The 25,816-nt window shown below is 65.2% G+C and carries 24 protein-coding genes; 13 read left to right on the top strand and 11 right to left on the bottom strand.

The genetic code is table 11. The annotated features are described in order from the left end of the window. The first annotated feature begins 13 nt into the window (after positions 1-13). Both NG697_RS12220 and rsrA read left to right on the top strand, forming a co-directional pair. A complete protein-coding gene (locus NG697_RS12220; protein ID WP_252614327.1) occupies positions 14-838 on the top strand; it encodes a sigma-70 family RNA polymerase sigma factor in 825 nt (274 codons plus the stop codon). Continuing rightward, positions 835-1,095, top strand: a complete 261-nt coding sequence (rsrA, locus tag NG697_RS12215) for a mycothiol system anti-sigma-R factor (RefSeq protein ID WP_185260958.1) — start codon at positions 835-837, stop codon at positions 1,093-1,095. The genes NG697_RS12220 and rsrA overlap by 4 nt, the downstream gene beginning before the upstream one ends. 167 nt (positions 1,096-1,262) lie before the next feature. Here rsrA and NG697_RS21345 read toward each other — a convergent pair whose 3' ends face one another. The 5 genes from NG697_RS21345 to NG697_RS12195 all read right to left on the bottom strand — a co-directional run bounded on the left by NG697_RS21345 (position 1,263) and on the right by NG697_RS12195 (position 7,566). Continuing rightward, positions 1,263-1,337: a 50S ribosomal protein bL37 gene (locus NG697_RS21345; RefSeq protein ID WP_104061284.1), complete on the bottom strand. Its 75-nt coding sequence runs from the start codon at positions 1,335-1,337 to the stop codon at positions 1,263-1,265. 154 nt (positions 1,338-1,491) lie between these two features. Then, on the bottom strand, positions 1,492-2,103 hold the full coding sequence (locus tag NG697_RS12210) for a PadR family transcriptional regulator (protein ID WP_252614326.1): 612 nt from the start codon (positions 2,101-2,103) through the stop codon (positions 1,492-1,494). Further along, positions 2,103-2,945, bottom strand: coding sequence for a DUF4097 family beta strand repeat-containing protein (locus NG697_RS12205; RefSeq protein ID WP_252614325.1), 843 nt, complete (start codon positions 2,943-2,945; stop codon positions 2,103-2,105). Before NG697_RS12205 ends, NG697_RS12210 begins: the two co-directional genes overlap by 1 nt. Positions 2,946-3,044: 99 nt before the next feature. Continuing rightward, positions 3,045-3,644 carry a GDSL-type esterase/lipase family protein gene (locus NG697_RS12200; protein WP_252614324.1) on the bottom strand — a complete coding sequence of 200 codons (600 nt, stop codon included), beginning with the start codon at positions 3,642-3,644 and terminating at the stop codon, positions 3,045-3,047. A 121-nt stretch (positions 3,645-3,765) separates the two neighbouring features. Further along, positions 3,766-7,566, bottom strand: a complete 3,801-nt coding sequence (locus tag NG697_RS12195) for a multifunctional oxoglutarate decarboxylase/oxoglutarate dehydrogenase thiamine pyrophosphate-binding subunit/dihydrolipoyllysine-residue succinyltransferase subunit (RefSeq protein WP_252614323.1) — start codon at positions 7,564-7,566, stop codon at positions 3,766-3,768. Positions 7,567-8,066: 500 nt separating this feature from the next. Between NG697_RS12195 and NG697_RS12190 the strand changes: the two genes are divergently transcribed. From NG697_RS12190 to NG697_RS12170, 5 genes are all read left to right on the top strand, one after another. Continuing rightward, positions 8,067-9,401, top strand: a complete 1,335-nt coding sequence (locus NG697_RS12190; RefSeq protein ID WP_252614322.1) for a hemolysin family protein — start codon at positions 8,067-8,069, stop codon at positions 9,399-9,401. Next, on the top strand, positions 9,398-10,468 hold the full coding sequence (locus tag NG697_RS12185) for a hemolysin family protein (RefSeq protein ID WP_252614321.1): 1,071 nt from the start codon (positions 9,398-9,400) through the stop codon (positions 10,466-10,468). Before NG697_RS12190 ends, NG697_RS12185 begins: the two co-directional genes overlap by 4 nt. Positions 10,469-10,583: 115 nt before the next feature. Further along, the gene (locus tag NG697_RS12180; RefSeq protein WP_252614320.1) at positions 10,584-11,582 is read left to right on the top strand and encodes a metal ABC transporter solute-binding protein, Zn/Mn family; all 999 of its coding nucleotides are present in this window, start codon (positions 10,584-10,586) and stop codon (positions 11,580-11,582) included. After that, positions 11,579-12,394: a metal ABC transporter ATP-binding protein gene (locus tag NG697_RS12175; RefSeq protein ID WP_252614319.1), complete on the top strand. Its 816-nt coding sequence runs from the start codon at positions 11,579-11,581 to the stop codon at positions 12,392-12,394. The genes NG697_RS12180 and NG697_RS12175 overlap by 4 nt, the downstream gene beginning before the upstream one ends. Further along, a complete protein-coding gene (locus NG697_RS12170) occupies positions 12,394-13,269 on the top strand; it encodes a metal ABC transporter permease (RefSeq protein WP_252614318.1) in 876 nt (291 codons plus the stop codon). Before NG697_RS12175 ends, NG697_RS12170 begins: the two co-directional genes overlap by 1 nt. Positions 13,270-13,311: 42 nt before the next feature. On the opposite strand, the gene NG697_RS12165 is transcribed toward NG697_RS12170, so the two are convergent. After that, complete coding sequence (locus NG697_RS12165; RefSeq protein ID WP_252614317.1) at positions 13,312-13,794, bottom strand: Fur family transcriptional regulator; 483 nt, start codon at positions 13,792-13,794, stop codon at positions 13,312-13,314. A gap of 110 nt (positions 13,795-13,904) precedes the next feature. Between NG697_RS12165 and NG697_RS12160 the strand changes: the two genes are divergently transcribed. Next, entirely contained in the window at positions 13,905-14,561 is a 657-nt protein-coding gene (locus NG697_RS12160; RefSeq protein ID WP_252614316.1) for an MBL fold metallo-hydrolase, read from the top strand. A 4-nt stretch (positions 14,562-14,565) separates the two neighbouring features. On the opposite strand, the gene NG697_RS12155 is transcribed toward NG697_RS12160, so the two are convergent. After that, complete coding sequence (locus NG697_RS12155) at positions 14,566-15,645, bottom strand: PLP-dependent cysteine synthase family protein (protein WP_252614315.1); 1,080 nt, start codon at positions 15,643-15,645, stop codon at positions 14,566-14,568. Positions 15,646-15,745: 100 nt separating this feature from the next. On the opposite strand from NG697_RS12155, the gene NG697_RS12150 reads away from it, so the two are divergent. The 3 genes from NG697_RS12150 to NG697_RS12140 are packed head-to-tail and all read left to right on the top strand — an operon-like array spanning position 15,746 to position 18,239. Further along, positions 15,746-16,633: a sulfurtransferase gene (locus tag NG697_RS12150; protein ID WP_252614314.1), complete on the top strand. Its 888-nt coding sequence runs from the start codon at positions 15,746-15,748 to the stop codon at positions 16,631-16,633. Beyond that, positions 16,630-17,814: an NAD(P)-dependent alcohol dehydrogenase gene (locus NG697_RS12145; protein ID WP_305884353.1), complete on the top strand. Its 1,185-nt coding sequence runs from the start codon at positions 16,630-16,632 to the stop codon at positions 17,812-17,814. Before NG697_RS12150 ends, NG697_RS12145 begins: the two co-directional genes overlap by 4 nt. Beyond that, positions 17,811-18,239, top strand: coding sequence for an HIT family protein (locus NG697_RS12140; protein ID WP_252614313.1), 429 nt, complete (start codon positions 17,811-17,813; stop codon positions 18,237-18,239). Before NG697_RS12145 ends, NG697_RS12140 begins: the two co-directional genes overlap by 4 nt. 65 nt (positions 18,240-18,304) lie before the next feature. Here NG697_RS12140 and hrpA read toward each other — a convergent pair whose 3' ends face one another. Continuing rightward, positions 18,305-22,258, bottom strand: coding sequence for an ATP-dependent RNA helicase HrpA (gene hrpA, locus NG697_RS12135; RefSeq protein ID WP_252614312.1), 3,954 nt, complete (start codon positions 22,256-22,258; stop codon positions 18,305-18,307). Positions 22,259-22,465: 207 nt separating this feature from the next. Beyond that, positions 22,466-22,633 (bottom strand): hypothetical protein, encoded by a 168-nt coding sequence (locus NG697_RS12130; RefSeq protein ID WP_181037140.1) that lies wholly within the window; start codon positions 22,631-22,633, stop codon positions 22,466-22,468. An 81-nt stretch (positions 22,634-22,714) separates the two neighbouring features. Between NG697_RS12130 and NG697_RS12125 the strand changes: the two genes are divergently transcribed. Continuing rightward, positions 22,715-23,683: a GlxA family transcriptional regulator gene (locus NG697_RS12125; RefSeq protein ID WP_252600104.1), complete on the top strand. Its 969-nt coding sequence runs from the start codon at positions 22,715-22,717 to the stop codon at positions 23,681-23,683. Between the two features lie 12 nt (positions 23,684-23,695). Here the strand turns inward: NG697_RS12125 and NG697_RS12120 are convergent, their stop codons facing one another. Then, on the bottom strand, positions 23,696-24,019 hold the full coding sequence (locus tag NG697_RS12120) for a protealysin inhibitor emfourin (protein ID WP_252611714.1): 324 nt from the start codon (positions 24,017-24,019) through the stop codon (positions 23,696-23,698). A gap of 60 nt (positions 24,020-24,079) precedes the next feature. Next, complete coding sequence (locus tag NG697_RS12115; RefSeq protein ID WP_252600102.1) at positions 24,080-25,138, bottom strand: M4 family metallopeptidase; 1,059 nt, start codon at positions 25,136-25,138, stop codon at positions 24,080-24,082. A 300-nt stretch (positions 25,139-25,438) separates the two neighbouring features. Here NG697_RS12115 and NG697_RS12110 point away from each other — a divergent pair. After that, on the top strand, positions 25,439-25,816 hold a 378-nt coding region (locus NG697_RS12110), incomplete at its 3' end, for a DUF222 domain-containing protein (protein ID WP_252614311.1).

Raw genomic sequence — 25,816 nt, 5'->3', positions numbered from 1 at the left:
AGACTTGAACGCAATGAGCACCCTGGATCCGGCCCTCGAGGCCATGTATGAGGCCTCCGTACGCGAAGCCAAAACAAGCAGCGAAGCCAATGCCCGCAGCGATGCGCCGGCAGGGAGTGACTCGCGGCCGGCAGACGCGCAGCCTGCAGGGGATGTCCCTGCGCCCGCTGAGCCTGTGCCCGCTGAGCCTGCGCCCGCCGAGCAACCCGTGGATGTGGCCACCGAATCAGCGGAAGAACGCCGGGTCCGTTTTGAGCGTGATGCCATGCAGTACGTGGATCAGCTCTACTCGGCCGCCATGCGGATGGCCAGGAACCCCGCAGATGCGGAAGACCTGGTCCAGGAGGCCTACACCAAGGCGTTCTCAGCGTTCCACCAGTACAAACCCGGCACCAACCTCAAGGCCTGGCTGTACCGGATCCTGACCAACACGTACATCAACCTCTACCGCAAGCGGCAGCGGGAACCGCTGCAGTCGAACTCGGACACCATCGAGGACTGGCAGCTGGCCAGGGCCGAGTCGCACACGTCCCGCGGCCTGCGCTCGGCCGAGGCTGAGGCGCTGGACCACCTGCCGGACTCGGACGTCAAGCGGGCGCTCCAGGCAATCCCCGAGGAGTTCCGGCTGGCGGTGTACTTCGCCGACGTCGAGGGCTTCGCGTACAGGGAGATCTCGGACATCATGAACACGCCCATCGGGACTGTGATGTCACGGCTTCACCGCGGCAGGAAAATGTTGCGGGACATGCTGGCGGACTATGCCGCCGAACGAGGATTCAAAGGCGCCGTCGAATCACAGGACACGGCCGCGAACACACAACAGGAGAACAGGAAATGAGCGACTGCCAGGGATTGGGCGACTGCGATGACGCCCGGATGCAACGCATCTACGAATACCTCGACGGGGCATTGACCCGCGAGGACATCACGGAAATCAAGACCCACCTTGATGAGTGCCCTGAGTGCACGGAGCAGTACGACCTCGAGTGCGTGATCCGCACCATGGTGAAGCGCTCGTGCACCGAGGCCGCTCCGGAAAACCTGAAGAACGCCATCCTGGACCGGATCCACTCCATTCGCCCGGTGGACGCCTGACGCAAGCGGTACCCGTCTGCAGGGACCCACGTGACCGCATCGACGCCGGACTGCGTCGATGCCCGTCAGCAGAACCGCAGGCGCCAAAGACCAGCGCAAAGACGAAGGACCCCGAAAGCCGTTTGGCTTCCGGGGTCCTTCGCTTAAACCGTTTTCCAAGCTTTAGCTTAGGCGTTGGGGCGCTTCCCGTGGTTCGCGCCGCCACGCTTACGGTCACGACGTTTACGTGCACGCTTGCTCATAGCTGGCCTCCTTAAATGTTGGTACTCAAAAGAGCTGCCCTCAAGTCTCCCACACCATGGGACACGCCGCGAAACCGAAACGGGCTGTGACCGGGGGCAACACCGGTCCGGCGGCGCAGTCCGGCTGCTCAGCCGGGCTGCTCAGCCGGGCGGCTCAGCCGGGCAGTGAGTTGCGGATGGAGATGCGCGCCTGGTCCAGCACGGTCCTGACAGTTTCCAGCGTGACGGCGCTGAGCGGTTGCCGGGTGGCCTGCAGCCGCAGTTCCACGCGCAGGTCGTCCCGGAACGCCTGCAGCAGCATCTCCGCTTCCTTCAGCTCCTGGAACCCTTCCGAAGACTGGCGGCCGGCTTTCCGGAAATCGGCGGCCCGCGCCGTGGAACGGGCCGCCTCGGCCGTGGCCGCCAGGTCTGCCCGCAACCCGCGCATGTTGGCGCGGATATCCGCCCGCAGGTTGTCCGCCAGGCGGCGGACGGAAGCGGAAATGTCGTTCTCGACTCCGGCGAGTTCCTCCCGGCGCTTGTTGAGTTCAGCAAGCCCCGCCGCGGTGATGCGGTAGTTCGTGCGGCGGCCTTCTGATTCAGTGGCGACGAGCCCTTCTTCCTCCAGCTTCCCAAGCCGGGGATAGATGGTTCCCGCGCTGGGGGAGTAGGTGCCGCCGAACCGTTCGCTGAGGGCTTTGATCAGTTCATAGCCGTGTTTGGGCCCCGACTCCAGCAGTGCGAGCAAGTACAGCCGGAGCGCACCATGGGCGAACACCGGAGGCATCAGTGCCCCGTTTCCGGGCTACTTGCGTCGTCATTGCGGGCCGGCTGGCCATGAAAGATGGACGTTTTGCCGGACACCGAGTTGGTCCGCACCAGCATCAGCTTGCCGTCCGGTCCGGCAATGGTTTCCACCTTGCCGCCGGGCTGGGAGTACTGCTGGTCATCAATCACCACAACGCCGCTGGCCGATTTCGCGACGATGTCCACGCCGACGTCGTGCGGCAGCCTGATGGTGAGGTCGCCGGAGACTGAATTGGCACCGAAGTCGTGGGTAAAGCCGAGCAGGTCAAAACTCATGTCGCCGCTGACCGTGTGAGCCCTGATGTTGCTGAACCGGCCGGATGCGGTGACCTCGCCGGAGACGCTCTTGGCGGTCAGGACGCCGTCGTGGTTTCGCGCGATGACTTCGCCGCTGACGGTGTTGACGTGAAGTTCCCCGGATGTGCCGTCTGCCATCACAGAACCCGAGACGGTATTGAGCCGCGTGCGCCCGCTGATTCCGGACACGAGGCCATCGCCGCTGACCGTGCCGGCCTCCACCTCGACGCCGGCCGGCAGAGCGATGCTGATCACCGCTGAGTTGTTGCTGTTGTGGTTGACCGTGCCCATCAGGTTCTTGAACCAGCCCTGGGGGCCGTGCAGCTGATGGCGGACCTCAAGCCTGCCGTCCGTCAGTGTCACCGACACGGGATCGCCCTGGACGTCGTTGATCTCCACACGGGCCACGGCGTCGGCGTGCGTGACGACGTCGAACCTGCCGCGGACCATGCCCAGCTTCAGCGACCGGACGTGGTCAACGTCGATGGTTTGCGGACCTGTGACGGTCCAGCTGTCCTCTGTCATGAATCCTCCAAAACCGCGATATATCGTGACTGATATCTCAAGATATAACGGACCGCTGGACCCGTCAAGATATATCGCGACTGGAAGGGTTGGCGAAGCCTACTCGGGGGCGTCCATGCCCAGCCACTGGAACCAGCCACGGTGGAGGACCAGCCAGGCCATCAGGCCATAGCCCGCCTGCCCCGGCGTGCCGGTGTTCGCCGCAAGGTCCTGGCGCCACTGTTCGTGGTTCAGAAGGGGGGAGAACGTGTCCACATAGAGGTGCTTGCGCCTGGTGGTGACGTCAGCGAAGGCCGTGTTCAGATCGGCGAGCCGGCGGTTCTGTACCGGGTCCAGCGTGGGCGGCGGGCCCACCACAAACACCTCGATCCGGTTCTGCGTGGCGGTATCCAGGATGTTGGCCAGGTTCAGGCGGCTGCGGGCGGTCGACAGGCCGAACTCGATGTCCCGGCCCGAGAGGCCAATCACCAGGCGGTTCTCGTGCTGGTCGCCGAACCGCCGCCCGGCCTCCTCCTGCCAGCGGGCAGCCAGCCCCTCCGTTCCTTCCTGGGGACAGGGGAGGGCATACGCTTCCAGGACCATGCCGTCCTGCGGAGTGCGGGCCAACACGCGGCCCAGCCAGCCGAGGGCCCTGGGATCGCCTAGCCCGGCCAGCAGTTCATCTCCAACAGCTGCGATCCGCAGCTTCCTGTCTTCCACAAGTCCCTCTTTACGTCCGTGCCGATTCAGGCCAATCGGCGTGGCTATGATCCATCTTCATTAAACAGAACTGCCCGGCCGGAGTCTGGTATTTCGACGTCCGGCCGGGCAGCCACTGGGACTACTTCCGCGCAAATGCCTGCTTCAGCAGTGAATCCTGCTCAGCTGCGTGTCGCTTCATGGAGCCAGCCGCCGTGGAGGCCGATGCGGGACGCGACACCAGGCGAACGCGCCGGTCCAGCGCCTCCGGGAGGTTCAGGCCCATAAACGGCCACGGTCCCTGGTTGGCGGGCTCGTCCTGTGCCCAGACAACCTCCGCGTTCGGGTACTTGGCCAGTTCCGCTGCGATTTCTTCGTGCGGCAGCGGGTAGAGCTGCTCCACACGGACAATCGCGGTGGTCTTGTCACCGGTCTTCTGCCGGGTGGACAGGAGATCGTAGTACAGGCGGCCGGAGACCAGCAGTACGCGTTCGACGGCGTCTGCCGCCAGCTGCTCGTGGTCACCTATGACGGGGCGGAAGGAGCCCGTGGTGAAGTCCTCGACGGACGACGCGGCTGCCTTGAGGCGCAGAAGCTGCTTCGGCGTGAAGATGATCAGCGGCTTGCGCGGCCGGCTGTACGCCTGGCGGCGCAGCAGGTGGAAGTGTGATGCCGCCGTGGTGGGGTTGGCGACGATCATGTTCTCTTCGGCGCACATCAGCAGGAAGCGTTCGATGCGTGCCGACGAGTGGTCCGGGCCCTGGCCTTCGTAGCCGTGCGGCAGCATCAGGACCAGGGAGGAGCGCTGGCCCCACTTCTGCTCGGCCGAGGAGATGAACTCATCGATGATGGTCTGCGCGCCGTTGACGAAGTCACCGAACTGCGCTTCCCACAGCACCAGGGCATCCGGGCGTTCCACCGAGTAGCCGTATTCGAAGCCCATGGCCGCGTATTCGGACAGCAGGGAGTCGTAGATCCACAGCTTCGCCTGGTCATCCGAGAGGTGGCCCAGGGGCAGCCACTCGCCGCCGTTGGCGCGGTCGTGGAACACTGCGTGGCGCTGCACAAACGTGCCGCGGCGCGAGTCCTGGCCGGCAAGCCGGACGGGAACGCCTTCCATGATCAGCGAACCGAAGGCCGCGATCTCGCCAAAGCCCCAGTCGATGCCGCCTTCGCGGGACATCTGCTCGCGCTTTTCGAGGAGCTGCTTGAGCTTGGCGTGGACGGTGAAGCCCTCGGGGATCTGGACGTGGGCCTTGCCGATGTGTGCCAGGGTCTCCGGAGAAATGGCAGTGGACGCCGGGGCGTTGGTGCCGAAGTCAGCCTGCTGGGCGATGGGACGCTCAATGTCGGAGACGGCGGCGGAGTCCGCGGTGATGATCGGGATGGGCGAGGTCTGGGCCGCGTGCGTTTCGGCGAAGACCCGCTCCAGCCGTTCCTGGTAGTCGCGGAGCAGCTGCTCCGCTTCTTCCTCGGTGATGTCGCCACGGCCGATGAGTGCCTCGGTGTACAGCTTGCGGACGGAGCGCTTGGCTTCGATCAGGTTGTACATCATGGGCTGGGTCATCGAGGGGTCGTCACCCTCGTTGTGGCCACGGCGGCGGTAGCACACCATGTCGATCACAACGTCCTTGTGGAACCGCTGGCGGAACTTGTAGGCGAGCTGGGCGATGCGAACCACTGCCTCGGGATCGTCACCGTTCACGTGGAACACCGGCGCCTGGATCATCTTGGCGACGTCCGTGGAGTAGGTGGACGAGCGCGACGACGACGGCGCCGTGGTGAAGCCGACCTGGTTGTTGACCACCACGTGGATGGTGCCGCCGGTCCGGTAACCGCGGAGCTGGGACAGGTTCAGCGTCTCAGCAACCACGCCCTGGCCTGCGAACGCAGCATCTCCGTGGACCATGAGGGGCAGGACCGGGAAGGCCTCGCCCTGGTCCAGGCGGTCCTGCTTGGCGCGGACGATGCCTTCGAGCACCGAGTCGACAGCCTCGAGGTGGGACGGGTTGGCGGCGAGGTAGACCTTGGTCTCGTTGCCGTTTTCCGAGGTGAACGTGCCTTCGGTACCGAGGTGGTACTTCACGTCGCCGGAGCCCTGCACGGAGCGGGGATCCTGGGTGCCTTCGAATTCGCGGAACACCTGGGCGTAGGTCTTGCCGGCGATGTTGGTGAGGACGTTCAGGCGGCCGCGGTGGGCCATGCCGATTGCAACTTCGTCCAGTCCGTCGTCAGCGGCATCGGAAATGATGGCGTCCAGCAGCGGAATCAGGGATTCGCCGCCTTCTAGGGAGAAGCGCTTCTGGCCGACGAACTTGGTCTGCAGGAAGGTTTCAAACGCTTCGGCCGCGTTGAGCCGGGACACGATGCGCAGCTGCTCTTCGCGGCTCGGCTTCGAGTATGCGTGCTCCAGCTGGTCCTGGAACCACTTGCGTTCTTCCGGCTCCTGGATGTGCATGTACTCGATGCCCGTGGTGCGGCAGTATGCGTCGCGGAGTACGCCGAGGATGTCGCGGAACTTGAGCATGGGTGCGCCGCCGAAACCGCCGGTGGGCCACTGACGGTCCAGGTCCCACAGCGTCAGCCCGTAGGTGAGGACGTCAAGGTCCGGGTGCTTGCGCTGGACATACTCCAGGGGATCGGTGTCCGCCATCAGGTGGCCGCGCACGCGGTAGGAGTGGATCAGCTGCTGGATCCGGGCAACCTTGTTGATCTCGTCAGCGGGGTCCACCTGCAGGTCGGGGCTCCAGCGGATGGGCTCGTACGGGATGCGCAGTGACTCGAAGATGTCGTCGTAGAAGTTCTGGGCACCGAGCAGCAGCTGGTGCACAAGCTTCAGGAACTCGCCGCTGCCGGCTCCCTGGATGACGCGGTGGTCATAGGTGGACGTCAGCGTAAGGACCTTGCTGATGGCATTCTGCGCGATGATCTTTTCACTGGCGCCCTGGAACTCGGCCGGGTAGTCCAGCGCGCCGACGCCGATGATGGCGGCCTGTCCCTTGGACAGACGCGGCACGGAGTGAACGGTGCCGATGCCGCCGGGGTTGGTCAGGGACACCGTGGTGCCGGAGTGGTCATCAGCGGTCAGCTTGCCGCTGCGGGCACGCTTGATCAGGTCTTCATAGGTGTGCCAGAACTCGGAGAAGTTGAGGGTCTCCGCTTTCTTGATGTTGGGCACTATGAGCAGGCGGGTGCCGTCCGGCTTGGGCATGTCAATGGCGATGCCGAAGTTGACGTGGGCCGGTTGGACAGCACTGGGCTTGCCGTCGATTTCGTCGTAGTAGACGTTCATCGACGGGAACTGGGCGAGTGCGCGGATCACGGCGTAGCCGATGAGGTGCGTGAAGGAAACCTTGCCGCCGCGTGCTCTGGCCAGGTTGGAGTTGATGACCACGCGGTTGTCGATCAGCAGCTTTGCCGGAATAGCCCGGACGCTGGTGGCCGTGGGGACCTCAAGGCTGGTGACCATGTTGGTGGCGATGGCCTTGGCCGGGCCGCGAAGAACGGAGACCACGTCCTCTTCCGGAGCCGTGGGTGCCTTGACGTTTTTGGGAAGCTGGGCAGGGATCGGCTGGGCCGTGCTTCCGGGCTCGGTCTTCTTCGCGCCATCGCGGGCGACCGTAGCGGGAGCTTTCTTTGCCGCCGCGGGGGCGGCGGCCGGCGCTGCGGGCTGTGCGGCCGGCGACGTTGCCGGTGCAGCAGTTGCAGAAGCCGGAGGCGCCGGTGGTACAGCCGGCATTTCGCGGGTTGCTGGGTGGGCCACGGCTACCGCCGTGCTTCCGTTGGAAGAAGAACCGCTGCCTGAATCGAAGGACTCGAACAGGGGCCACCATTTGGTATCCACCGTGTTCTTGTCTTTCTGATACTGCTCGTACAGTTCGTCAACGAGCCACTCGTTTCCGCCAAATTCCTCTGGTAGACGGTGGCTTGGCTGCTCTGGCACTTGAAATACGCCTCTTCCATGAGTTTGATTTCTCTCTGGCCGCCACGGTGCCGCAGCACAACATTCGAACCAGTCTCTGCGTCCTGAACCCGGACCTTTGCCAGTCTAATGAGCATTCTGTGTTAACTGCCAATAACGGTGACCCAAATCATGGCAATGACGCGGAGATCGCGGATTGTGGCATCCGGAAGCCGTCCCGGCGCGGGTGCGCCGTGACCTCAGTGCGGCCATCCGAAAGGCGCAATCTGCTCCTGTAGACTGAAATTCTTATGGACAGTAAATCTAGGTGCCGGCCTGGGGGCTGTCAGCGGAGTATGAAGTACAGCACCGCGCAGTCCACCCGCAGAGCCGGCAAACCCCGAACACGCGCCCATCATTTTCCGTCAGCCCACCCCGGCGGAGCCCCTATGGAAACAGCGTCGGCTTCGGCCGATCATCCTCCGCCGGTCCGTTTCCCCCGGCTTCACACAATTTCTCCCGGCTTTCGGGCGGGATTCTGAATGGAGTGGTTGCTCCTCGCGGCAGGCCTCCTGCTGATCGCCGGCACCGGCTTTTTCGTCGCCGTCGAATTTTCCCTGATTGCCCTTGACCAGGCCACGGTCCAACGTGCCATCGATAACGGTGACACGGGTGCCGTCCCACTGCTCAAGTGCCTGAAATCCCTCTCAACCCAGCTTTCCAGCTGTCAGCTCGGCATCACTCTGACCACCCTTCTGACCGGTTACGTGATGGAACCGTCGGTAGGACGCCTCCTCGAGGGCCCGTTGGCCGCCGTCGGAATTCCCGAAGTGGCTGCCGCGTCCGTTTCCCTGGTCATAGCGATGGCGCTGGCAACGCTGCTGTCCATGCTGCTTGGCGAACTGGTGCCCAAGAACATGGCCATTGCGCTGTCCTTCCAAGTGGGCAAGGCGCTGGCGCGGCCGCAGCTGGTCTTTACCGCCATCTTCAAACCCGCCATCGTGGTGCTCAACGGCTTTTCCAACAAGGTACTGAACGTCTTTGGCCTGGAGGCCAAGGAAGAGATTTCCGGTGCCCGGACGCCGGCCGAGCTCGCCTCCCTCGTGCGGCGCTCCGCCGCCATGGGAACGCTCGACGCCGGGACGGCCAACTTTGTGGCCCGCACCCTGAACTTCTCGGCCCGGACGGCCGCCGATGTTATGACGCCCCGGATCCGGATGGAAACCATCGACGCCGACCAGCCTGTCTCGGACATCCTGGACGCCGCCCGGCGCACCGGGTACTCCCGTTTCCCCGTCATCGGGGAGTCCTCCGACGACATCAAGGGCCTGGTCCACGTCAAGAAGGCCGTTGCCGTGCCGTGGGACCGGCGGGCCAACCTGGAGGCCGGAGCCATCATGACCGATGTCCTCCGCGTGCCGGAGACCATCCACCTCGATGCCCTCCTGGCCGAGCTGCGCGAGGGAAACCTCCAGCTCGCCATTGTCCTGGACGAATACGGCGGAACCGCAGGCATCGCCACCCTTGAGGACCTGGTGGAGGAAATCGTCGGTGAAGTGTCCGACGAGCACGACAAGGTACGCCCGGGACTGCTCCAGAGCGCCTCCGGGGACTGGTACTTCCCCGGATTGCTGCGCCCCGACGAGCTTTCCGAACAGATCCCGGGGCTGACCGTTCCGGACGAAGCCGCCTACGAAACCGTGGGCGGGTACGTCATGAGTGAACTGGGCCGGATCGCCGCAGTGGGGGACACCGTCGACGTAGGCGGAGGCACGCTGAGCGTGACCAGGATGGACGGCCGAAGGATCGAGCGGATCTCCTTCCATCCGGCGGCGCCTGAAGCGGAGCCTGCTCCGAAAGACGGGAGTGAACGATGAGTGACTGGGCCGGAATTGCCTGGCTGATTGTCCTCCTGCTGGGTAACGCGTTTTTTGTCGGCGCCGAGTTCGCCGTGATGTCGGCCAGGCGCAGCCAGATCGAACCCCTCGCCGAGGCCGGTTCCAAGCGGGCACAGACCACGTTGCGCGCCATGGAAAACGTCTCATTGATGCTGGCCTGTGCGCAGTTGGGCATCACCGTGTGCTCGCTGCTGATCCTGCAGGTGGCCGAACCGGCCATCCACCACCTGATGGCGGCTCCCCTGGAAGCTGTCGGGCTGCCGGTGGAAGTTGCCGACGTCGCAGCGTTCGCCATTGCCCTGATGGTGGTGACCTTCCTCCACGTGACGTTCGGCGAGATGGTGCCGAAGAACATCTCGGTATCGGTGGCGGACAAGGCTGCCTTGCTTCTGGCGCCGCCGCTGATGTTCGTTGCGAAGCTGGTCAACCCGGCCATCGTCGCGCTGAACTGGTCCGCCAACCACATCCTCAAGCTCCTGCGGATTGAGCCCAAGGATGAGGTGAACTCGTCCTTTACGCTCGAAGAAGTCCAGTCGATCGTGCAGGAATCCACCCGTCACGGGCTGGTGGATGATGACGCGGGCCTGATCACCGGCGCCCTGGAATTTTCCGAATACACGGCCTCGGACATCATGGTTCCGCTGGACGACCTGGTCATGCTGAAGGCGGCCACCACGCCGGTGGAGTTTGAAAAAGCCGTCAGCAGGACCGGTTTTTCGAGGTTCCCGATGCTGGACGATGACGGCATGCTGTCCGGGTACCTCCACGTGAAGGATGTGCTGTCCATTCCCGAGTCGGACTACCAGCACCCCATCGCCGAGAGCAGGATCCGCTCGCTGGCCAACCTTGCGCTGGACGACGAAGTTGAAACGGCCATGTCCGTCATGCAGCGCACGGGCTCACACCTGGCCCGCGTGATCGGCGCGGACGGGCAGACCCATGGGGTCCTGTTCCTGGAAGACGTGATCGAGCAGCTGGTGGGAGAGATCCGGGACGCCACGCAGGCCACCGGCATCAGGAGGCTGGGCCAGCCGAACGGTGACTGAGCGCGGCCGGGTCCGAAAGGGACCGGCCCGGCTATCCTAAATAGGAATCATTCACATTTAGGGGTAAGCTTTTTGGAGACGCAAAAGTCCATCCCTGTACTGAACTGAGGTTTCCGTGCGCCACCCCGCCGCCATCCGAACGTCCCTCGCAGCCCTCGCCGGCGTGAGCCTGCTGCTCACCGCCTGCGGCTCCGGAGGCGGTGCACCGTCGGCGACGTCCGGCCCGGAGTCATCTGCCGGCGTCGTCGAGGTGGTGGCGTCCACCAACGTGTACGGGGACATCGCCGCGATCATCGGCGGGGACAAAGTCAACGTCACCTCCATCATCACCAAGACCAGCCAGGACCCGCATTCGTACGAGGCCACCGCGCAGGACCGGCTGCTGGTGTCCAAAGCGGAATTGGTGATCGAGAACGGCGGCGGCTACGACGCCTTCCTCCACAAGATGGCCGACGACAGCAACATCCCGCACAGCAATATCGTCACGGCCGTCGAAGTGGCTGGCCTGGCTCCGGAGGAAGGCCACACCGATTCATCGTCGGCGGCGAGCGAGTCAGCTGACGGCCACCACCACGAGTACGGTGAGTTCAACGAGCACGCCTGGTACAGCCTGGATGCCATGGGTAAGCTCGCTGATTCACTGGCGGCAAAACTGGGTGAACTCGAACCGGGATCAGCCGCCCTGTTCACTTCCAATGCCGCAACCTTCAAAGCCGGGGTGGACGGCCTGGCCGTCAAGCTCGCCGCGCTGAAGGCCAACGGAACAGGCGCAGCCGTGGCCGTGACCGAACCTGTCCCGCTGTACCTGCTCGAGGCAGCCGGGCTGGAGAACAAGACTCCGGCCGACTACACCGCCGCGATCGAGGAAGGCTCGGACGTTCCGCCCGCGGTGCTGAAGGCAGCCACGGACCTGGCGGGATCCAAGGACATCAGTTTCCTGGCCTACAACGCGCAGACAGAGGGATCACAGACACAGGCGCTGAAAAAGGCAGCCGAAGCAGCCGGCGTTCCCGTCATTGACTTCAGCGAAACCCTGCCCGAAGGCAAGACGTACCTGCAGTGGATGACGGACAATGTTGACAACGTCAGCAAAGTTTTGGAGAAAAATAGTTGAAACCGGTGGTCAGCCTCCGCGGGGCGTCCCTGCAGTTCGGCAAACGCTTGCTCTGGGAGGATCTCGACCTGGACATCAGGCCCGGTGAGTTTTTCGCCGTCCTGGGCCCCAACGGCAGCGGAAAGACCAGTTTCCTCAAGGTTCTTCTGGGCCTGCAGGAACTGCAGTCCGGCCGGGCCACGCTCGGCGACCGTCCCGTGGAGCGGGGCAGCAACCTGATCGGCTACATTCCGCAGCAGAAATCCTTCGCTCCGGACACCCCCATGCGTGCCCGGGACCTGGTGGGGCTCGGCGTGGACGGCCACCGCTGGGGGCTGCGGCTGGGCAAGTCCCGGGCAAACCGCAGGATCGATGAGCTCCTGGAACTGGTGGGCGCCAGCGACTACGCTAAAGTCCCCGTGGGCCAGCTCTCCGGCGGTGAGCAGCAGCGCCTCCGGGTGGCCCAGGCGCTGGCCACGGACCCCAAGGTCCTCCTCTGTGACGAACCGTTGCTGTCCCTGGACCTGCACCATCAGCAGGCCGTCAGCGCGCTGATCAACAAGCAGTGCCACGCCCAGAACAGCGCGGTGGTTTTTGTCACCCATGAAATCAACCCCATCATCGACTACGTTGACCGTGTGCTGTACCTGGTCGGCGGGCGGTTCCGCGTGGGGACCCCGGAAGAGGTCATGACCACCGAGGTCCTGACCGAGCTCTATGGCAGCCACGTGGAAGTCATCCACGCGAACGGGCGCATCGTCGTCATCGGCCTGCCCGACGCGACCACGCACCATCACGCAGATGTCCACGCCACGGTGGGGGAGGTGGCCTGATGGATGCGGACAGCATCATCGCAGCGATCTTCAGCTTCGAGAACTACGGAGAGCTGCTGGTGCTGGTCCAGAACTCCATCTGGGCCGGGGCCGTGCTGGGCCTGCTGGGCGGGCTGGTGGGCACCTTCGTGATGAAACGGGACCTGGCCTTCGCCGTCCACGGCATCTCGGAGCTCTCCTTCGCCGGGGCGGCGTTTGCGCTCCTGATCGGCTCGGACATCGTGTTTGGCTCGCTCATCGGCTCGGTGGCGGCGGCGCTGCTCCTGGGCCTGATGGGCGTCCGGGCCCGGGACAAAAACTCCATCATCGGGGTCATCATGCCCTTCGGCCTGGGGCTCGGCATCCTGTTCCTGTCGCTCTACGAAGGCCGGGCCGCCAACAAATTCGGCCTGCTCACGGGGCAGATCGTGTCCGTGGACACCGTCCAGCTCCAGGTCCTTGCCGGCGCCGCTGTGCTGGTCATTGCAGCACTGGCAGCCATCTGGCGCCCGCTGAACTTTGCCAGCGTTGATCCCGAACTGGCCGAAGCCCGCGGGGTGCCCGTACGGACGCTCGCGCTGATCTTCATGGTCCTGCTGGGAGTCAGCGTAGCGCTATCCATCCAGGTGGTGGGGGCGCTCCTGGTGCTCGCATTGCTGATCACCCCGGCAGCCGCGGCGCTCCGCGTGACGTCCGCTCCCGTGGCCGTCGTGGCGCTCAGCGTTGTTTTCGCCGTCACGGCCACGGTGGGCGGAATCCTGCTGGCCCTGGGCGGCCGGATCCCCATCAGCCCTTACGTCACCACGCTGTCATTCCTGATCTACGTGGCGTGCCGCGTCGTGGGCAGTGTCCGGGCCAAGAAGGGCATCAACGGCCGGCTGGTGCACGCCCGCTGACGCGGTCCAACGGCGTGCGTCCGGTTGTTGCGGCTCAGGCCGTCAGAGTTTGCCGGCGGACCTGAGGGCTGTGCAGTCCGGGCACAGCCCGAAGATCTCCACGGTGTGCGCCACCTCGGTGTAGCCGTGTTCGGTGGCGATCCGGGCGGCCCAGGTTTCCACCGCCGGGGCCTCGACTTCCACGGCCTTCCCGCAGTTGCGGCACAGCAGGTGGTGGTGGTGCCCGGTCACGGCGCAGCGCCGGTAAACGGCTTCGCCCTCGCCGTTGCGCAGCACGTCCACGAGGCCGTCATCGGCGAGGGACTGCAGGATCCGGTACGCCGTTGCCAGGGAAACCGACACGCCCTTGTTCTGCAGGATGCGGTAGAGCTCCTGCGTGCTGACGAAGTCATCCAGCTCGTCCAGGGCAGCGCCGACGGCCACACGCTGCTTGGTGACGCGCTGCTCCTTGCCGGGCACACTGGCGGTGCCTGCGCCGGATGCGGCGGTCGACGGCGTGGCGTCAGCTTTGGTGCCGAACGGCATGAAGGTACTCGCTTCCCTGAGGGACGGTGGCAATCATCAAGATTACCAGCCGGGGCTGAACAGCCGGACGCCCCTTGGACAGGCTTGGGGCCTGACCCTAGGCTGGCGCTATGAAGCTGACAAAATACACCCACGCGTGCGTCCGGCTTGAGAAGGACGGCGGGGTGCTGGTGCTGGATCCGGGAACATACTCCGAGACGGCCGAAGCCCTGTCCGGGGCGCAGGCCGTGCTGATCACGCACGAGCACGCCGACCATGTGGATGTGCCAGCCATGGTCAACGCACTGCGCCGCTCTCACGTCCTGGCGGTCTTCGCGCCGGCCGGAGTGGCCGCCCATCTGCGGGAGGAGGCGCCGCAGGCCGCAGTGCGGATCCACACTGTTGAACCCGGTTCCAGTTTTGACGCGGCCGGCTTCAACGTGCGCAGCTTCGGCGGACAGCACGCACTGATCCACCCGCAGGTTCCCATCGTGGCCAACATCGGCTACCTGGTAAACGGCAACGTCTACCACCCGGGGGACTCTTTCATCATCCCGGACGGTCTCAGCGTACAGACGCTGCTGGTTCCGCTCCACGCGCCGTGGAGCAAGGTCAGCGAGGTGGTGGATTTTGTCATTGCCGTCCGGGCCCCGCGTGCGTTCCAGATCCACGACGGGCTGCTCAACGAAACGGGCCTGAAGGTCGCAGAATCCCATGTTGCCCGGCTGGGCCGGAAATACGGCACCGAGTACACCCGCCTTGCCCCGCGGGAATCAGTGGAGGTCTGACCGGCTACGCGTTCCAGACGCCGGTCTCGAAAAACCGGCGGATGACTTCCTCATACGGCTCGGGGTCCAGGCCCTGCCCTGACAGCCACGCGGGATTGTAGTAGTTGCCCGCATAGCGGTCGCCGCCGTCGCACATCAACGACACAATGCTGCCGCGCTGTCCCTCGGCCACCATTTCCCCCACAAGCTGCCAGACACCCCACAGGTTGGTGCCCGTGGACGGTCCGGCATGCAAGTCGGCGACCGTGCGCAGGTGCCGCATGGCTGCGACGGAGGCGGCATCGGGAACCTGAATCATGTGGTCGATGACGGCGGGCACAAAGCTCGGTTCCATCCGCGGCCGGCCGATCCCTTCGATCCGTGACGGCATTCCGGTGCTGGCCTCACCCGCACCGCTCAGCCAGCCGGGGTAGAACGCGGAATTCTCCGGGTCTACCACCGCAAGGCGCGTGTCGTGGCCGCGGTAGCGCAGGTAGCGGCCAATGGTCGCACTCGTGCCTCCGGTCCCCGCACCCACCACGATCCAGCGGGGGACGGGGTGTTCCTCCAGCGCCAGCTGGCCGAAGATGGACTCCGCGATGTTGTTGTTGCCACGCCAGTCTGTGGCCCGCTCCGCGTAGGTGAACTGGTCCATGTAGTGGCCGTTGGATGTGGCAGCGACGTCCGCCGCCGCAGCATAAACTTCTGAGGCGTGGTCAACCAACAGGCACGTGCCGCCGAACTGTTCGATCAGCGCGATCTTCTCCGGGCTCGTCGTGCGGGTCATGACTGCTACGAACGGCAGGCCCAGGAGCTGTGCGAAATATGCCTCCGAAACAGCGGTGCTGCCGCTGGACGCCTCCACGATGGTGGTACCTTCGCGGATCCAGCCGTTGACCAGGCCAAAGAGGAACAGCGAGCGGGCCAGCCGGTGCTTGAGGCTCCCCGAACGGTGAGTGGATTCGTCCTTGAGGTAAAGCTGGACGCCCCAGTGCTCCGGGAGCGGCACCGAGTAGAGATGGGTATCGGCGGACCGGTTGTTTTCTGCATTGACTTTTCTGATGGCCTCGTCAGCCCAGGCCCGGTCCGCGCTCGCGTTCTTCACCGGACCAGCCTACCGTCGGCCCTCCGTGCAGGGCGCTCTGCCGCAGCTAGAGTTGGATCAGCGACTGCACACCTCACAAGCACAATTGCCAAGGAGAACGATGGGTCCACTGATGGCTGTCCCGGCTTTGGCGGCGCGTTTCGACGCCGGACAGCGGACCGTGGTGCTGGACATCCGCTGGGCGCTGGGCGACCCGCACGGCCGCGAACACTACCTTGGGGGCCACCTCCCGGGGGCAGTTTTTGTGGACCTGGCCACCGAGTTGGCGACGCCGGCCACGCCCGCCCGCGGCAGGCACCCGCTGCCCACCCACGCGGAATTCCAGGAAACTGCCAGGCGCTGGGGGATCAACAACGGCGACGTTGTGGTGGCCTATGACAACAGCGGCAATATGGCTGCCGCCCGCCTCTGGTGGATGCTCCGCAACGCCGGGTTCCAGGCCGTGTACCTGCTCGACGGCGGCCTGGCCGCGTGGCGGGACGCCGGACTGCCGCTGGACACCGGACCCGTGGACGCCGCCGTCGGGCGTGTTTCCTTTGATGTTTCCCCTGCCGGAGGCAGGATGCCCAGCATTGACGCGGCCGGAGCGGCGGACTGGCCGGCAACGGGCGTCCTCCTGGACGCCCGGGCGGGCGAAAGGTACCGGGGCGAATTTGAACCCGTTGACCCCCGCGCCGGCCACATTCCGGGCGCCCGGAGCGCACCCACAACGGAGAACGTGGACGGGGCCGGGCATTTCCTGCCCGCGGACCTGCTGCGGCATCGGTTCGAGGACCTCGGCGTCCGCGACGACGTCCCGGTGGCCGTGTACTGCGGCTCGGGCGTGACCGCCGCCCACGAGGTGGCCGCTCTCGAAATCGCAGGATTCCGGGCCGCCCTCTATCCGGGATCCTTCTCGGAATGGTCCAACAATCCCGCGCTGCCGGTGGCGACGGGCAGCCGGCCGAATGGCCATGCGGCGGCCCGCGGGGGTAGCGTCGAAGGATGACCCCAGGACGCCCCGTACCGCCGCCCCTTGCCCGCCCCGTATTGCCGAACGACGATGGTGTTGCTGCTCATCCTGCTACGGACCTGGACACCGCTCCGGGCACCGGCGTGCTGGCAGCCGCCTATGGCGCGGTTTCCGCTGACAGCGGCATGGTGCCCCTGACGCTTGCCCGGCGTGCCCCGAAGGAAGATGACGTCGAAATTGCCATCGAATTCTGCGGCCTGTGCCACTCGGACGTGCACGCCACGCGAGGCGAATGGGGCAGCCAGAAATATCCGCTGGTCCCCGGCCACGAGATCGTCGGAACCGTCAGCCGCGTCGGCTCGGCCGTGACTGACTTCATACCGGGGGACCGCGTGGGCGTCGGGTGCATGGTTGATTCCTGCCGCGAATGTGAGAGCTGCCTGGACGGCCTGGAACAGTACTGTGAAAACGGGCTGATCGGGACCTACGGCGCCAAGGATCCACGCAACGGCGATACCGTCACTCAGGGCGGTTACTCGTCCGCCGTGGTGGTGGACCGGCGCTACGTGGTCCGAGTGCCTGGCAACCTGGACCCGGCCGCCGTCGCCCCCATGCTCTGCGCCGGTGTCACCACGTTCTCTCCCTTGCGGCACTTCGACGTGGAGGAAGGCGACGTGGTGGGCGTGGTGGGGCTCGGTGGGCTCGGACACATGGCCGTGAAGCTGGCCAAGGCCATGGGGGCGCGGGTGGTGGTGTTCACCACCTCCGAAGGCAAGGTGCCGGCCGCACTGGAACTCGGAGCGGACGACGTGATCCTGTCCCGGGACAAGGACGCCATGGCCGCCGCGGACCGCACCGTCGACCTCATAATCGACACTGTGGCCGCTCCGCACGACCTGAATCCGTTCTTCCGCACGCTGCGCGTGGACGGCGCCCTGTTCCAGCTGGGCCTGCCCTCCGACGCCATGCCGCCGGTGAATCCGGGGGCCCTGATCCGGCGGCGGATCGCGTACGCTGGCTCGCTGATCGGCGGCATCGCCGAAACTCAGGAGATGCTCGACTTCTGCGCCGAGCATGGAGTGGTGGCGGATATCGAACTGGTGCGCGCAGACCAGCTGAATGAGGCCTACGACCGCATGGTGGCAGGCGACGTCAAATACCGGTTTGTGCTGGACACCAGCACCCTGCAGGCTCCGGCCGCGAAGGCAGACGTATGAGCACTCTGTTCACGAAAATCATCAAAGGCGAGATCCCCGGACGCTTCGTCTGGCGGGAGGCTGACGTTGCGGCCTTCCTGACCACGGGTCCCCTGGCCGACGGGCACACCCTGGTGGTCCCCACCGAGGAGGTGGACCGCTGGACGGATGCGTCCCCGGAAACCCTCGCGAAGGTGATGGAAGTGGCCCGCCGGATCGGTGCGGTGCAGCTGGACGTCTTCCCCGCCGAGCGGGCGGGGCTGATTGTGGCCGGGTACGAGATCAACCACCTGCACGTCCACGTGTGGCCGTCCAGGACCATGGCTGATTTCGATTTCGCCTCTGCCGACCAGAACCCGGATCCCGCGGTGCTGGACGCGAACGCCGAAAAGCTGCGCGCCGGGCTTCGGGCCGCCGGCTACGCGGAATTCGTTCCCGCCAGCTGAGCCTGACGCTCGCGCCGGTTTGGCCCGTCCAGGTCTTTGCCCGCGCCAGCCGTGGGCCGGCAGGCCTAGGCCGGCGCGAGCGCCTTGTTAAGGACAGCCCTGATCCGCTTTTCGGAGACGGAATAGGCCGTTCCGAGTTCGACGGCGAAGAGGCTCACGCGCAGCTCTTCGATCATCCAGCGGACCTGCGTCAGTTCTGCACCGACCCGACGCCCGGGCAGCAGCGCCGACACGGCGTCGTCGTAATCGTCTTCCAGCCGCTGGACCGCGGCCATGCTCAGGCCATCCCGCTGGACGTTGCCGGGGAGCTTTTCGAGGCGTTTCTCGATGGCGGCAAGGTAGCGGGGGAGCTGGCTCAGCTGCATATAGCCGGTGCGGGCCACGAATCCCGGGAACACGAGCTGCTCGAGCTGGCTCCTGACATCGTTCAGGGCGCTGATCAGTGCCAAACTGGTGGTGCCCTTCAGCATTTTCTCAATCCGCCGGGTGCTGGCCAGGACGCGCTCCACCACGGCCGTCACACTGAAGACGGTATCGATCAGTTCCGCCCGGACCTGTTCGTAAAGGGCGTCGAAGGACCCCCGGTCCCACGGGAGTTCCGCCGGGGTCAGTTTGTCCACGGCAACCAGGGCACAATCGGCAATGAGGGCTGACACCGAACCGTGCGGATTCTGGCTGAACGTCAGCTTTTCGGTGTTGTTGAGGTGCTCCAGGACGTAACGGTCCGGTGCCGGTACCCTGAGGGCGAGGAGCCGGATCACACCGCCGCGCATGGCCTCGAGCTGCTCCGACGAGGTCTGGAAGACGCGCAGCGCCACGGATGTTCCTTCATCCACCAACGCCGGATAGCCGGTGACCATGTGGCCGTTGACGGTGTTGCTGACCTGCCGCTGGACCGTGCCGAAGGCCCACTCGGTCAGGCCGGTCTGTTCCTGGAAGCCTGTGCCGCTGCCGGCTGCATTTCCGCCAGTAGATGACGCGGGTACTGTTCCGCCGGCCTTTCCGGGTGTCTTCGAATTTCCAAGAGACTGCGGCGCGGTGGTTCCCGGCGTCGCCCCCAAGGATTCAGCGATGGCGCGGCGGGTTGCCGGGGCCAGCCGCTCCTGAAGGACCGCGAGGTCCTTGCCCTCATCCAGCACCTTGCCCCGCGTATCGACAACCTTGAAGCTCACCCGCAGATGGGACGGCACAGCGTCCCAGTTCCAGGAATCTGGCGGGATGACGTGGCCGCGGATCCGGCGCAAGGCCAGTTCCAGTGAAGCTTCCAGCTCATCGTGCGCCGGATCGAAGTCCGAATCCAGGGCAGCAACGGCCTGCCGGGCCACATCCGGAGCGGGGACGAAGTTCTTGCGGACCTGCTTGGGGAGTGACTTGATCAGGGCAGCCACAAGCTCCGCGCGCTGGCCCGGGATCAGCCAGCGGAAGGCGGCATCATCGAGCTGGTTAAGGAAGAGCACCGGGACTTCGGCTGTGACGCCGTCGGACGGGTTGGGTGGTGACCCGGGCGCCACCGGGTGGAACTCGTAGCTGAGCGGGAGCTCGAAGCCCTTGTGCAATAGCGTCTTCGGATAAGCGGCTTCGTCCAGGCCATCGGCGTCGTTGTTGAGCAGCAATGACTTGTCGTAGTCGAGGAGGTCCGGATTCTGCTGCCGGGCCTCCTTCCACCATTTGTCGAAGTGCCGTTCGGATACAACGTCGGGGCCGATCCTGGCGTCGTAGAACTCAAACAGCGTTTCGTCGTCCACCAGCAGGTCGCGGCGGCGCATCCTGGCTTCGAGCTCCTCGACCTCCAGAAGCAGGGCGCGGTTGCGGTGGAAGAACTTGTGGTGCGTTTTCCAATCGCCTTCCACCAGGGCGTGCCGGATGAACAGCTCGCGGGCCAGCACAGGATCCACTCGGCTGTAGTTGACCCGGCGCTGCGGGATGATGGGCACGCCGTACAGGGTGACCTTCTCGTACGCCATGACCGCGCCCATTCTGGTGGACCAGTGCGGCTCGCTGTAGCTGCGCTTAACGAGGTCCGGCGCCACCTGTTCTGCCCAGACGGGATCGAACTTGGCTGCGACCCTGGCCCAGAGGCGGCTCGTCTCCACGAGTTCGGCAGCCATCACAAACGTGGGGGACTTCTTGAAGAGCGACGAACCGGGGAAGATTGCGAACCGGCTGCCGCGGGCACCGGCGTATTCGCGCTTGCGCTCGTCCAGGATGCCGATGTGGCTGAGGAGGCCCGACAGCAGGCTCATGTGGATGCCCTCGTGGTTGCCCGCAGGATCGGCAAGGCGCTTGTTGTCCAGACTGATCCCGAGCGGGCGGGCCATCTGGCGGAGCTGGGCGAAGAGATCCTGCCACTCCCTGACCCGAAGGTAGTTGATGAACTCGGTCCGGCACAGGCGGCGGAACTGGGTGGACGAGAGTTCCTGCTGTTTCTCCTGCAGGTAGTTCCACAGGTTCAGGAAGCCGGTGAAGTCCGAGTTTTCATCGCGGAAGCGGGCATGCTTCTCGGCGGCGAGCTGCTGCTTGTCCGTGGGACGCTCACGCGGGTCCTGGATGGTCAGCGCCGCGGCCAGGATCATTACCTCGCGGACGCAGCCGCGCTTGCCGGCCTCCACGATCATCCTGCCGAGGCGGGGATCCACCGGCAGCTGGGCAAGCTGCTGTCCGACGGCGGTGAGTCCGCCGCTCTTGGCGTCACCTGGCCGGACGGCATTCAGGGCGCCGAGCTCGCGCAGGAGCGTAACGCCGTCGTTGATTGCCCGCGAGTCCGGCGGCTCGACGAACGGGAAGTTCTCCACGTCCTTGGGCCCGCGGGCAACGCCCATGGCGGTCATCTGCAGGATGACGGCCGCCAGGTTGGTGCGCAGGATTTCCGGATCCGTGAACAGCGGCCGGGACCCGAAGTCCTCTTCCGAATAGAGCCGGATGGCGATGCCGTCCGACACACGGCCGCACCGGCCGGAGCGCTGGTTCGCCGAAGCCTGCGACACGCGCTCGATGGGCAGCCGCTGGACCTTGGTGCGGTGCGAGTAGCGGGAGATGCGGGCCGTGCCGGTGTCGATGACGTACTTGATGCCCGGGACCGTCAGGGACGTCTCGGCCACGTTGGTGGCCAGCACAATCCGGCGGTTTTTGCCGGGGTGGAACACCTTGTGCTGTTCCTGCAGGCTCAGGCGGGCGAACAGCGGGAGCACCTCGGTGCCGGCCAGGCGCCGGTTGGACTGGATCCTGGCGTTGAGTGCCTCTGCTGCGTCGCGGATTTCGCGCTCGCCGGAGAAAAAGACCAGGATGTCGCCGGGGGCCTCGGTGGCGAGTTCGTCAACGGCGTCGCAGACGGCGTCGAGCGGATCGCGGTCCTCTTCGAGTTCGTCATCGGAGGCGTCTGCATCTTCGCGATCGGCGGGTCCGCCGGCCGGCTGGGACAGCGGCCTGTACCGGATCTCCACCGGGAACGTGCGCCCGGACACCTCGATGATGGGGGAGGGCTCGTCGTCGGACCCGAAGTGTTTCGCGAACCGCTCCGGATCGATCGTGGCCGAGGTGATGATGATTTTCAGGTCCGGCCGCTGCGGCAGGATGCGCTTGAGGTAGCCCAGGATGAAGTCGATGTTGAGGCTGCGCTCGTGCGCTTCGTCAATGATGATGGCGTTGTATTTGCGCAGCAGCTTGTCCCGCTGGATCTCGGCGAGCAGGATGCCGTCGGTCATGAGCTTGACCTTGGTGGCGCGGCTGACTTCGCCCGTGAACCGCACCTGGAAGCCGACTTCCTGGCCGATCTCCACACCGAGTTCCTCGGCGATGCGCTCAGCGACGGTGCGGGCTGCGAGCCGCCGCGGCTGGGTGTGCCCGATCAGGCCGTTGTCGCCCAGGCCCAGCTCGAGGCACATTTTGGGGATCTGGGTGGTCTTGCCGGAGCCGGTCTCGCCGGCGATGATGGTCACCTGGTTCGCTGCAATGGCAGCCTTCAGGTCCTCGCGGCGCTCGGAAACGGGCAGCTCAGCAGGGTAGGAGATATGAAATGTCATGGCTGCAGCCAGTCTACTGGGGCGGCGCCTGTTTCCCACGCTTGCTGCTGGCAACCCCGACGCCGGCCCGGCCGTTGATCCCACCTTCCCCGCCCTCCCGGACGCCACTCAATCAGAACATGAGGAAGGGACCCGGCTCACATGAGCCGCGTCCCTTCGTGTTAGTACGGATGGGTTAACAATGGCGGGTTGAGGCATGCCTTCTGGTTAGAAAATGCGCAGGGTGTAGTTAACGCTGGGCAGGTCCAGGGCGGACCAAGGCTGGTCGGAGGTGATGGGCGGGGTGTGGCCGCGGCCATCACGCAGGAGCGCTGAGACGGTGGCGGCGAGAACAACGAGGAGCAGGACCACTAGGGCGATTCCGAAGATTTCCATGACTCAATGCTGCTCCCGTGGGCTGTGAAGAAACAGTGGCAGAAATGCCCAAAAAGCTCGAATTTCTGCCATAATGGAAGCATGCTCAAATCAGTGGCAGTCATCGTAGTTCCCAACTTCTCTGTCTTCGAGTTCGCCACCGCCTGCGAGGTTTTTGGTATCGACAGATCAGGACGCGGCAGCAACGTTCCGGCGTTCGACTTCCGGGTCTGCGCACCCGAACCTGGTAACGTCCGGATGAAATCGGGACTTTCCTTGAATGTTTCGCTGGGATTGGAGGCAACGGCGGACGCGGACCTCGTGATCATGACCCCCTTCGGACGCGACGACGACGTTCCGGAATCCGTGCTGGAGGCATTGCGCGCCGCGCACGCCCGTGGAGCCTGGGTGATGTCCATCTGTTCCGGAGCCTTTGCCCTGGCCCGCGCCGGTCTGCTGAACGGGCGGCGTTGCACCACGCACTGGCACTATTCCCATGAACTCGCAAACCGGTACCCGGAAGTGCAAGTCGATGAAAACGTGCTCTATGTGCAGGACGGCAACCTGATCACCAGCGCCGGAACAGCGGCAGGAATTGATGCCTGCCTTCATCTGGTGCGCGTTGAGTTGGGCGCCAATGTGGCTGCCGCCATTGCGCGGGACATGGTGGTGCCGCCGCACCGCGACGGTGGCCAGGCTCAGTTCATCGACCGGCCCGTGCCAGCCTGTGGATCGGCGCCGATGGAAGAGTTGTTGCGCTGGATGGTGCAGAACCTGGAGCAGGAGCACACCGTCGTTGAGCTGGCGTCCCGCGTCCACATGTCAGCCAGGACCTTCGCCCGCCGCTTCCGGTCCGAAACGGGGGCCACCCCTGCTGCCTGGCTGAACTCGCAGCGTGTCCTCCGGGCGCAGGTGCTGTTGGAATCCACTGACCTGAACATCGACGAGGTTGCCCGGGAATCCGGCTTTGGCCACCCCGTCCTCCTTCGGCATCACTTCGCCAAGGTGCTGGACACCAGCCCGCAGTCCTACCGCCGGGCCTTCCGGGGGCAACTGGTAACAGCAGGCTGACTGGAGACGCAGCTAAGCCTGCACAGGACCCCGCCGGTCGGGGCTGTCCCCGGCTGCCGCCCGGGTGGTGTCCACCAGCACACGCCATGGTCCGGTGACAGCCTGCTCCGGCAGCGCCGCCCGCCGCTGGCCGGCCCGGATCGAATAGATAAATCGGTCGGGCTGGTTGTCCTGCACCTCCGCGGCTGCGGCCCGGACGGTCTTGGGCACCGCGTCCCAAGGGCATGCTTCCACAATGGGTTGCCACTGGCTTTTGGCGCTCGCGGTCTGGGCATGCACTGTCCATACGCGGGTCAGGGCTGCGATGCCGCCGCTGCGCTCCACACTGATCTTCATGGCCTGGGTCCTGGGCTTTCCTGCAGCCTGGCCGCCGGCTCGCGGCGGGCAGGCGTTCAACTAAAGCTTGACCTTCACAGTTTCCCACGCCTGCCGCACGGCGTCATGCTCCGGCGAATCGGTGCCGAACAGGTCGACGGCAGATGCCGCCGTCGCCCTAGCGAAGACGCGGAAGGTGGCGGTGGCAGGCAGCGAGCCGCCCGTCAGTGTGTCGTACCAGATCCGTCCCGGCGCCTCCCAGGCGTTGCCGCCCAGGGTCTCCGCCGTGAGGTAGAAGGCCCTGTTGGGGATCCCGGAGTTGATGTGGACGCCGCCGTTGTCCGCGCTGGTCCGCACGTACGAGTCCATCGAATCCGGCTGGGGGTCCTTACCCAGCACGTCGTCGTCGTACGCTGTGCCCGGGGCCTTCAAGGATCGGAGAGCCGATCCCTCAACCTGGGGCGTGAAGAGCCCTTCGCCGATCAGCCAGCTGGCGTCGGTCACGGACTGGCTGTTCAGGTACTGCTCCACGAGCGCGCCGAAAACGTCGGACATGGATTCGTTGATGGCACCGGCCTGGTTGCGGTAAGCCAACCCCGCCGAGTACTGCGTGACGCCGTGCGTGAGTTCGTGCCCGATGACGCTGAGCGACCGCGTAAAACGGTCGAAGACTTCGCCGTCGCCGTCGCCGAAGACCATCTGCCGGCCGTCCCAGAAAGCATTGTCGTAGAGCTTGCCAAAGTGCACCGTGGCATCGAGCGGCAGGCCTTCCCCGTCGATGGAGTTACGGCCGAAGACGTCGGCAAACAGGCGATGCGTGTGCCCAAGGCCGTCGTACGCCTCATCAGCGGACTGATCGCCGGAGGCCGGTTCGCCTTCCTTGCGCATGAGCTTTCCGGGCAGGTTCTCCGAACCGCCGGCATCGTAGACGCTCCTGTTGGGCGGGCCCGGGCGGACGTCCCGCAGTGCCGGGGGAGCGGCAGGCGCCGGCTGGGTACGGGCTGATTGGACGTACCGGACGTGGCTTAGCGCTTCCTTGGCAGCCCGTGCGGCGGCTGAAAACCTCGGCTCGTCCAGGCGGGCCAACCGCCGCAGCAAGTAAGGCGGAACGATCGAACAGAATGTGGCTGGAATGTGCATGGTCTACCTCCTCGCGTTCGTTGAATCAGCCTACGAGGGGGCGCCGACAATCCGACGAAGGCGCACTCAATCCAGCGCGAACGGACACTTGGGGCCCCGTGCGCGAGGGGACAGCTGTGGCCCTGAACTCCGCGGCGGCTGGAGGCACGGATCGTTGTTTCGCGGAGTTGTGCACATAGCCGTTTAGGCTGGCCGTTATTGTCAGACCCTCGCGGGATCATTTGAGTATGGATACCAGAGCAGCTGTGGTGACGGCGGAGGCACTTGCGGTGTCTTTCGCTGAGCTGGCTGTTGTGATCAGTGAAGGNCGCGAAAAGTGCCGCCCTGAAGGCCTGGCTGGCTGCCGGTTACGGCGCCGCTGCCGAGGCCCTGGCGGGTCCGGCCGAGTCGCCGCAGGACCACACAGGTCAGGAGATGGCTGTCGTCGCTGAGGTCGCTTGCGCCCTGACGGTGAGTGAACGCAGTGCCGGTGCCCTGCTCGCCGAATCCCACGTACTGACCACGGCCTTGCCGCTGACGTTTGCGGCATTGCAGGCCGGGACGATTTCGTGGCAGCACGCCCGGATCATGGTCGACGAAACCACCAACCTTGACCTCACCGGGGCGCAGGCGTTGGAGGCACATTTCCTGGACCCCTTCGTCGTGAATCCGGCACGTGGCCGCGCCGGTGAGCTCATC

This window comes from Pseudarthrobacter raffinosi (assembly GCF_023913835.1).
Taxonomy (GTDB): Bacteria; Actinomycetota; Actinomycetes; order Actinomycetales; family Micrococcaceae; genus Arthrobacter; species Arthrobacter raffinosi.
The sequence above is the reverse complement of the archived record's forward strand: the minus strand, read 5'-3'. Positions and strand labels throughout refer to the sequence as shown.